Source organism: Micromonospora sp. NPDC007230, from assembly GCF_042869115.1.
GTDB lineage: Bacteria > Actinomycetota > Actinomycetes > Mycobacteriales > Micromonosporaceae > Micromonospora.
On sequence record NZ_JBIAFE010000025.1, the window covers coordinates 125112 to 132186 of the forward strand.

The 7075-nt window shown below is 71.6% G+C and carries 7 protein-coding genes and 1 pseudogene; 7 read left to right on the top strand and 1 reads right to left on the bottom strand.

All coding sequences use genetic code 11. The features are described 5' to 3' along the window. The first annotated feature begins 4 nt into the window (after positions 1 to 4). The 7 genes and pseudogenes from ACFYML_RS29055 (at position 5) to ACFYML_RS29085 (ending at position 5372) form a co-directional block, all read left to right on the top strand. Positions 5 to 283 (top strand): hypothetical protein, encoded by a 279-nt coding sequence (locus ACFYML_RS29055; RefSeq protein ID WP_387423645.1) that lies wholly within the window; start codon positions 5 to 7, stop codon positions 281 to 283. Then, a complete protein-coding gene (locus ACFYML_RS29060) occupies positions 280 to 579 on the top strand; it encodes a hypothetical protein (RefSeq protein WP_387423646.1) in 300 nt (99 codons plus the stop codon). Before ACFYML_RS29055 ends, ACFYML_RS29060 begins: the two co-directional genes overlap by 4 nt. A gap of 1324 nt (positions 580 to 1903) precedes the next feature. Next, positions 1904 to 1987, top strand: a pseudogene (locus tag ACFYML_RS29065) (pyridoxamine 5'-phosphate oxidase); the annotation flags it as partial. A 451-nt stretch (positions 1988 to 2438) separates the two neighbouring features. Next, the gene (locus ACFYML_RS29070) at positions 2439 to 3320 is read left to right on the top strand and encodes a hypothetical protein (protein WP_387423647.1); all 882 of its coding nucleotides are present in this window, start codon (positions 2439 to 2441) and stop codon (positions 3318 to 3320) included. Further along, positions 3317 to 3535 (top strand): hypothetical protein, encoded by a 219-nt coding sequence (locus ACFYML_RS29075; RefSeq protein WP_387423648.1) that lies wholly within the window; start codon positions 3317 to 3319, stop codon positions 3533 to 3535. Before ACFYML_RS29070 ends, ACFYML_RS29075 begins: the two co-directional genes overlap by 4 nt. A gap of 246 nt (positions 3536 to 3781) precedes the next feature. Then, positions 3782 to 4276, top strand: coding sequence for a hypothetical protein (locus ACFYML_RS29080; RefSeq protein WP_387423649.1), 495 nt, complete (start codon positions 3782 to 3784; stop codon positions 4274 to 4276). 70 nt (positions 4277 to 4346) lie between these two features. Further along, positions 4347 to 5372 (top strand): hypothetical protein, encoded by a 1026-nt coding sequence (locus ACFYML_RS29085; protein WP_387423650.1) that lies wholly within the window; start codon positions 4347 to 4349, stop codon positions 5370 to 5372. A gap of 481 nt (positions 5373 to 5853) precedes the next feature. Here ACFYML_RS29085 and ACFYML_RS29090 read toward each other — a convergent pair whose 3' ends face one another. Then, positions 5854 to 6768, bottom strand: a complete 915-nt coding sequence (locus ACFYML_RS29090) for a hypothetical protein (protein ID WP_387423651.1) — start codon at positions 6766 to 6768, stop codon at positions 5854 to 5856. Positions 6769 to 7075: the final 307 nt, after the last annotated feature.

Below are 7075 nucleotides of genomic sequence, written 5' to 3' on the forward strand. Positions count from 1 at the left end.
CGCCATGACCCACAACCCTACCCGCCTGTACCTCGCCGCCCCTGCCCTCAGCGCCGCCGCGCTGGCCGCCGCGACCGCCGCCCTGCTCGCCGCCGGCTTCCTTGTGGCGACCGCTACGCCGTCGGAAGACCTGGACGCTGTCGCCGACGACCTGGACGCCGTCGCCGCTGCTGACGCCGTGGTGACCGTCGGCGACTGCTCGAAGCTCTTCGAGCCGGTCATGGCCGAGGCGTTCGGCGTGCCGGTCGTGGCCCTGGCCGACGTGCTCTCGGGTGCCGCGTGACCGCCCGCCGCGTCGCCTCGCTGGCAGCTAACGTCATGGCGGCCGAGCATGACGCGGCGTCGTGTGTCGTGTCGGCGTGGCCCGCCGTCGCACTCCTCCTGACGGTCGAAGTGCTGGCGCGCGCCGGGCGGGCCCCGGCGACCGTCGCCCCGGCCGCCGACGTGTCACCCGCCGCCGTCGCCGACACGGGCGCGGACGCCCAGGCGGTCGCGCCGCCGCCCGCCCCCGCCCCGTCGCTGGTCGGGTCGACTGTCGCCGACACCGGCCGGGCGGACGACGGGCGGCCGCCGACGTGACACCCCGTCCTGTCGCGACGCCTCGGCCGAAGGCGACGCCCCGCCGCCCGCCGTCGCGTCAGTCGTCCGCCGACGCGATCCGGTCCGCAGTCCGGCAGGCTGGCGCAACGCCCGCCAGTGTCGCGACGGCGCTCGGCGTCAGCGTCAGGACCGCCCAGCGCCACTGGCCGCGCCCGGCGGCAACTGTCGCCGCGACGGCTTAGCGTCGCCAGCGGGGCCGGTAGCCACGGCCGCCGGCCCCGCACCCATTCACACGCCCCGTCCAGCAACCACCCGAGGAGGTCCCGACATGGAACCCGAGCGCCTGGACGACGGCCGCTGTTGTATCCCGCACCGCCTACCGGATGGCCGGATCTGCGCCCCTGCGCGGGCTGAGGCCCCGGACGGGACACTCGGGGACGGCGTCGTTTATCTGTCGCCCACCGATCCGGGATACGCCGTGTGGGATGAGTACTTGAGACAGCGCAACGGAAGGTAGGGAGGGCTCCGACGGTCCTTGGCGGTTACCGCAGCAGCCCGCGCAGACTCTGCGGGCCGGGCCGGGCCGGGCACCTCCCGACGCTGTGCACGGCCGCCGAGGGCGGGCGGCATCCCGTGGACCTACGGCACGCAGCGAAGGAACGCCTTCAGCGCCGTGTGGGCCGTCCCGACCGGCCGGGAAGCGAGGGACCGCCGACATGTTCGCCCGCGAGGTCCTGGCGGCGTGGGCTAGAGGCAGGAAATCGCCCCCCAACGGGGGGAGCCCCTGTCTCGTCCTGAGACGCCGTGTAAAACTGTGTACCGAAGTGTGCGCTACAAGTCGATACATTCTCGACCCGAGCGGGCAGTTCGAAACACGGAAAGACCCCCGCCCGAGTGTGTAGGAGCCCCGAGGCGGAGGCCGATCCCGCGTGTTGAGGGGTCACCTAACCTGGCTGGTTAGGTGGCCCCGCACCCGTTTCCGGATGCGAGCGCGCCCGCGATGGTCGCGGCGTAGGCGAGGATCTTCAGCGCCAGGGCCAAGACCTCGCCGGCCTGCTGCCACCTTGCGGTGCCAGCTCGCGGGGTGGTGCGTCGGCCCGAGGGCCTTCTTCGACGTGCTGCCACGATCACCTCTCTCGCCTAGATGGACCCTTTCGCCCCCCGTCGACGGGGAGGGACGACCGGGACCCAATCTGTAGGCGACTTACGAGAGTCCTACGTGGTGCGTGCGTCGGGGTTCACGATAGCGACTCGTACGGGTGACCTGTGTGTCGGACTACATCTTCGTACACGTGTTCGATAGAATGTCCGCATGGCTTCCTAGTCCGAATTCGCCGCCGACGAGCCCCGACTCGCCGACGAGATCCGCCTTCCCCCGCAGCAGTAGGGGCCGGGTTTCGGCTACGTCGCCACGGTCCGCGCCGACGGGGGCCCTCGGGCCCACCCCTTCGAGCACGGGTGACCCGCTCGCCAGACGAACGGGGCCACCGGGCGAAAACCTGGACGACGCCGAGGAGGTGGGCGGGCGTCGCCCGGAGCACCGAGGAGGTGGCCGAGTTACGGAAGCTGTCACGAGTGACGTTCCGGGGTCTCTTCCCATAGTTCTTTAAGACGACGACGCCGCCGCCTTGAAGAAGTAATAGAGAGTGACGTCCGAACGTCACTCGTGACGCCTTCCGTAACTCCCCCGGGGCCGCCGCCCTCGTCCGCGCCCAGCCCGTCGCCGGTTTCCTCGCCGCGCTTGTCCAGCGTGAACACCTGCGCCCCGCTGGCCCACTAAGCCTGTGACCGCATCCGTGAACACCTCGACCCCTGCTGGCGCATAGGCACTACGACACCCCGAACCATGCCCGCCGGGTCGGCACCCGCCGCACTGGCGCACGACGAAAGGAACAGCCGTGGCAAACGCCGATGGCCCGAGAAGACAAACCCCCGCCGACGCCCTGGCGGCCCTCCGCGATGGGGGCCGAGCCCCGTCCCGCGCCGACGCGCCCCGCCGAATCAAGTTGGCCGCCGGTTACTGGGTCGAGATCCCGTCGCCCCGCGTCCTCGCCCGTGTGTTCGCCGGGCCTGTGCTCGCCGACGGATGCGATCTATTCGCGTCCGGGGGTGGAATCCTGCGCCGCCGCGATGGCGACGCCCGAGACCCGGGCCCCGAGGACTTCCACGTCCTGGCCGAGGAGGTCCGGGCCGCACTGGACGTCCTTCCGGACCGCCCGGACGCTGGCCGCCCGTATACAGACCTCCGCGTGTACCTCCTGGACGGCGACCAGGCCGACGTAACCGCGTACCTTCGCGAGACCGTCCGCGCCGTCCGCGTCGCCGCGCCCCGCTGGCGACCGAGGGCCGAGCGCCGGGACCGGGAGCGCCCCTCGCCGCTGACGCCGACGGAACGTCAGCGCGTGTCCCGAGAGCGCCGCCAGGCCGCCGAGGTCGAATCGTCGCGCGTGTGGTTGTCACTCTGGCGCGAGGAGGTCACTCCGGGCACGCGCGTCGCCGCCCTCGCCCTGTATGTCGAGGCCGCCGAGGGAATCGGCGCATGGGTCGCCGAGTACGAAGAGGACCGCGACGACTGGGCCGAGTTCAACGCCGAGGAGGGCTACCCCGCTGTCCCGGCCGTGCCGGGTCCGCGCACGTTCTACGGGGTCGCTGACGCCGTCCTCGGGGATCGCCGCGCCGGGACCGGGAACGTCCGGTACTACCTGGCCCCGGCGGTCGCCGCCGAGCTACTAGACCGCGCCGAGGACATGCACGACCGGGAGGGACGGAACGCCGCTTGAGTCAGGACCAGGCCGACAGGTTCGCCGAAGCCGTCATTCAGCGCGCCGCCGAGCTGCTACTAGCCGAGCTGCGCCCGCAGATCGAGGCGATTTCTGGCGCCCGCCAGCACGCCCGCAAGTCGGCCGCGGTCGCCCCTCGGGCGTCGTCGGGCGGTCCGTCCGGCGGGTCCGTCGTCAGCCTGAATGCCTGGCGGATTCGGAAGGCCGCCGCCTAACCACTGAACCTGACCGCCCTCGGGAACCACGCCGCCCCCTGGCTCCGGCGAGGTCCCGGGGGCGGTCGTCTACCCCGCGTCGGCCGCCCTGGGGCGGTGTCCGGCTGACGCGGTCAGCCGCGCCCGGAGTCACACGGGCGTGCGCTCCCCGGTGGCCCGGGCCCCTCGCGTCCCCTCTCGCGCGTCGGGCCCGGCCGCCGGGTCGACCGCCCCACCGCCGACCGCCCCGCCGAGAAAGCCCCGACCATGACCGCCACCGCCGACCCCGACCCGATCGACTACGCGACCGCCTGGACCACCCTCCGGGCCCGCCGCTATCGCTGCGGAGAGTGCCGCCGGCCGACGCGGAACGTGACCCGCGACGCCGACGGCGTTCCCCGCGTTACCTGCCCCCCGCCGCCATCCGACCCGGAAGCCCCGCTCGTGACCTACACGCCGCCCGCCCCCGACGTTGCCCGCCTGATCGCCGAGGAGGTCCTACGCCGACGCGCTGAGTTCCGGGCCAACACGGGCCACCTCTTCGGCCTGTTCCGCCGGGAGATTCCCAACAGCCCGGCCGCCGAGAGTCCCGCCGCCGCCGCGACCTACGTCCGCTGGGCCCGGGCCGACCTCGGCGCGCTGGGGATCGCGGTTCGCCGCTACAAGCCGACCCCCGACCTTCGCCGTCGCGAGTGGGTCTTCCGTCTGGTCGCGATCCCCGGCGAGGCAAGCCGCGAGAGCCCCCGCACGTCCCGGCCCTAGCCCTACCCCCGACCGCCCTACGCCGCCGAGAGACCGTCTCTCGGGGGTCAGAACACACAGGAGAGAGCCGATGGCCGCCCCCGAACCGACGACCGCCCCCGACCCGCTCGCCGCCCGCCCGCAGCCCACTTTGGCGGGGTTGACCCCCGGCGCGGGTGCCGCCTTCCACGACGGCCCCGCCTTCGACCCGGCCGAGGTCGCCGCGCAGGTCGCGATGCCGCCGCGCCCGCAGGCCGGGGCCTGGCACACGCCCGGCGCGTTCCGCGAGCCTGCCGAGCCGTTCGCCCCGCCGTCTTGGGCCGACGTTCCCGCTGACCTGGCCGAGGCCCTGGCCGAGTACGACGCCAAGCGGACGGCGTGGGATGACGCCGTGGACGCGGTCGAGGAGTACCGCGACAAGGCCCGCCAGTCCCGGGCCCAGCGTGAGGCCACCATTCGGGCCGCCGGACAGGCCGCCGCCCGAGGTGCCAAGCGACCGGCGATCCCCTCGGCGATCAGCGAGGCGGACGAAGAGACCGAGGTCCGAGTCCTGTCGACCGTGGTCGACGTCCGCCGCCGCGAAGCCGACGCCGCCGCCCGGAAGGCCGACCGGCTGACCATGGACTACGCGCCCGGCTGGGCCGCCGAGGCGGTCGAGCGCCACGGCCCGGCCCTGGACGAGGCGACCGCCGACGCCCAGCGGGCCTACGAATCCGCCCAGCGCGCCGAGGCCGTCCTCAACCAGGCCGCATTCTGGCGTTCCCTGGCCCTGGCCGCCGACCTGAAGCGGGCCGGTGTGAACGTCAGCGAGCACCAGCGGCACCGGATCATGTCCGACCTGTTGGATGCGTCGAAGACCCGCCTTTACCGGCAGGCCGAGGCGGACCACCGTAGCCCGGCGGACCTCCTGAACCGGGTACACGAAGCGCTCGGGACGCTGCGCATGTGCGACCCCGGGGTGATCCCGGCCCCGGACACGCTGTACATGCCCGGCGACGAGGGGGTCTACCGCGACATGTGGCGGGCGATGTTCGACGGTGCCAGCCCGGCCCGCAAGCAAGCCTTCCGCGACCGGCACGCGGGCGGTTACCCGCTCCACCACGAACGCGACCGCTGACCGAATCGACGCGAGGGCCCTCGGGAACCGACCCCGGGGGCCTTCGCCGTACCCGCCCCCCTCCTCGCGATAGGCCCTCCCGTGTCCAGCCCCGCCGCCCCCACGCCGACCCGGCGCACCCGCCGCCGACTGTCCCTCGCCCGCCGTGTCCGCCATGAGGCTGGCTTCCGATGCCAGGTCGGCGGTCCCCGCCGCCCCTGCCGGTCCGCGTCCTCGGGCGTGGTCCTGGTCGACGGCCACGAGGTCGCCGCCTGCTACGCCCACCTGCCTACCCGGCCCGCCCACTCAACCGCCTCGGCGGACTGGCGCGACCGCGCCGCTGGGCCCGCGACCTCCTGAAGATGTTGCGCCGCGAGTCCGCCGCGACCAGCGACGACAACCCAGCGTGACCCTGGGGGGGTGACTCCCCCTCGACCCCCTCCCTCACCGGAGCGGCATAGCGCCTCGCTGTCTGTACGGGCATAGAGGTCACGGCCGGGGATCAGAACTCAGGCACCTGGAGTCGCCGACGAAGTGCCGAACCAGCCATTCGGGCCTCGTCGAAGGAGTCCCTATCAACCCAAGGCTTCTCGCCGATCATGGTCGCCAAGTAGTTGTCATTTTCGAGGTTGTAGATTCGCACGCCGTAGGCCCTATGGTCACCATAGGAGACAAGCCTTTCGGGAGTAATGGCCCACTGCGGTGGGCACAACTGCAAGATCGGTCTACGGCTGGGGTGCGAATTCGCCACCGTGAGCAGGTCCCGAAGACCGCCCAGGAAGCCTTTAACGTCTAGCTTTGCCGCTGCTGTCGCTGCCTGCACCGCGCGACCGACTCGGAACAGGACTTCTGCTGCATCCAAGTCCGCCGACCACAATATCAATTCGATCGGCGCTCCGTCGAAGTCCTCAACCGTGAACATGATGTGCTCGAAATCGCGCCCGATGTCGGGGTCGGGGTCGTAGTCGACCTGAACGAAAATTCGCCATTCCTCGGAAACGCAAACTCGGGGCCCGCGCCTTGGCGATATGAGCCCGAGTTCGTTGGCGCGCCGCATAGCCTCGTGGAAGCTCTCCCTCGTCGGCGTCTCAACCAAGGCGTCAAAGGCTGCAACGTCTTGGCGGCTCTCCTCCTGAAGTCGCGAGGAGACGGACGCAGCTACGTCATCGATGCGGCGCTCGACCTCCTGTTCGAAGGTCTCAACGCGCTCCGTCAACTCCTGAACGCTGCTCGTCGTCTCTACTCGCACCCGTTCGATACGCCGGTCAAGGCGCTGGTTGAGCAGATACACCGGCACTACGAGCAGCACGGAAGCGCCGATGTTGACCAGGACGCCTGCACTCCACTGGCCGAGACCGTCCGACGTGAGGAAGAGCGCAGCGAGCAGAGCCACGACGCTGCCGACGACGGCGAGCACTATCCACAGGTCAAGGTTCCAAGGCCGCCTCAAACGCACGGGGCAATTCTGCCCCTCCAGCGCAACCCCTCGATTGACGCCCCAGCACCAGAGAGCAACCCTCAGAGCGTCGAGGAGGCCGCACCCTGGCCCGAGGTAGCCGCCGCCTAGTTCGCCCGTCCTGGCCCGTCTCTCAGGGGGTGGACGGCCCGCCTGAGGCGTGACAACTCCCTCTAGCCTCGATCATTCACGGCTGAGGTCGCCGGTTGTGGCCCCGCGCCCATGATCGCTGTTGTTCGATGCGTTTGAGTTGAGGGCATGGTGGTGG

Bases quoted from the DNA above. Each gene is read 5' to 3' on its own strand.
- ACFYML_RS29055 (WP_387423645.1), top strand. From the start codon at position 5: ATGACCCACAACCCTACCCGCCTGTACCTCGCCGCCCCTGCCCTCAGC.
- ACFYML_RS29080 (WP_387423649.1), top strand. From the start codon at position 3,782: ATGACCGCCACCGCCGACCCCGACCCGATCGACTACGCGACCGCCTGG.
- ACFYML_RS29085 (WP_387423650.1), top strand. From the start codon at position 4,347: ATGGCCGCCCCCGAACCGACGACCGCCCCCGACCCGCTCGCCGCCCGC.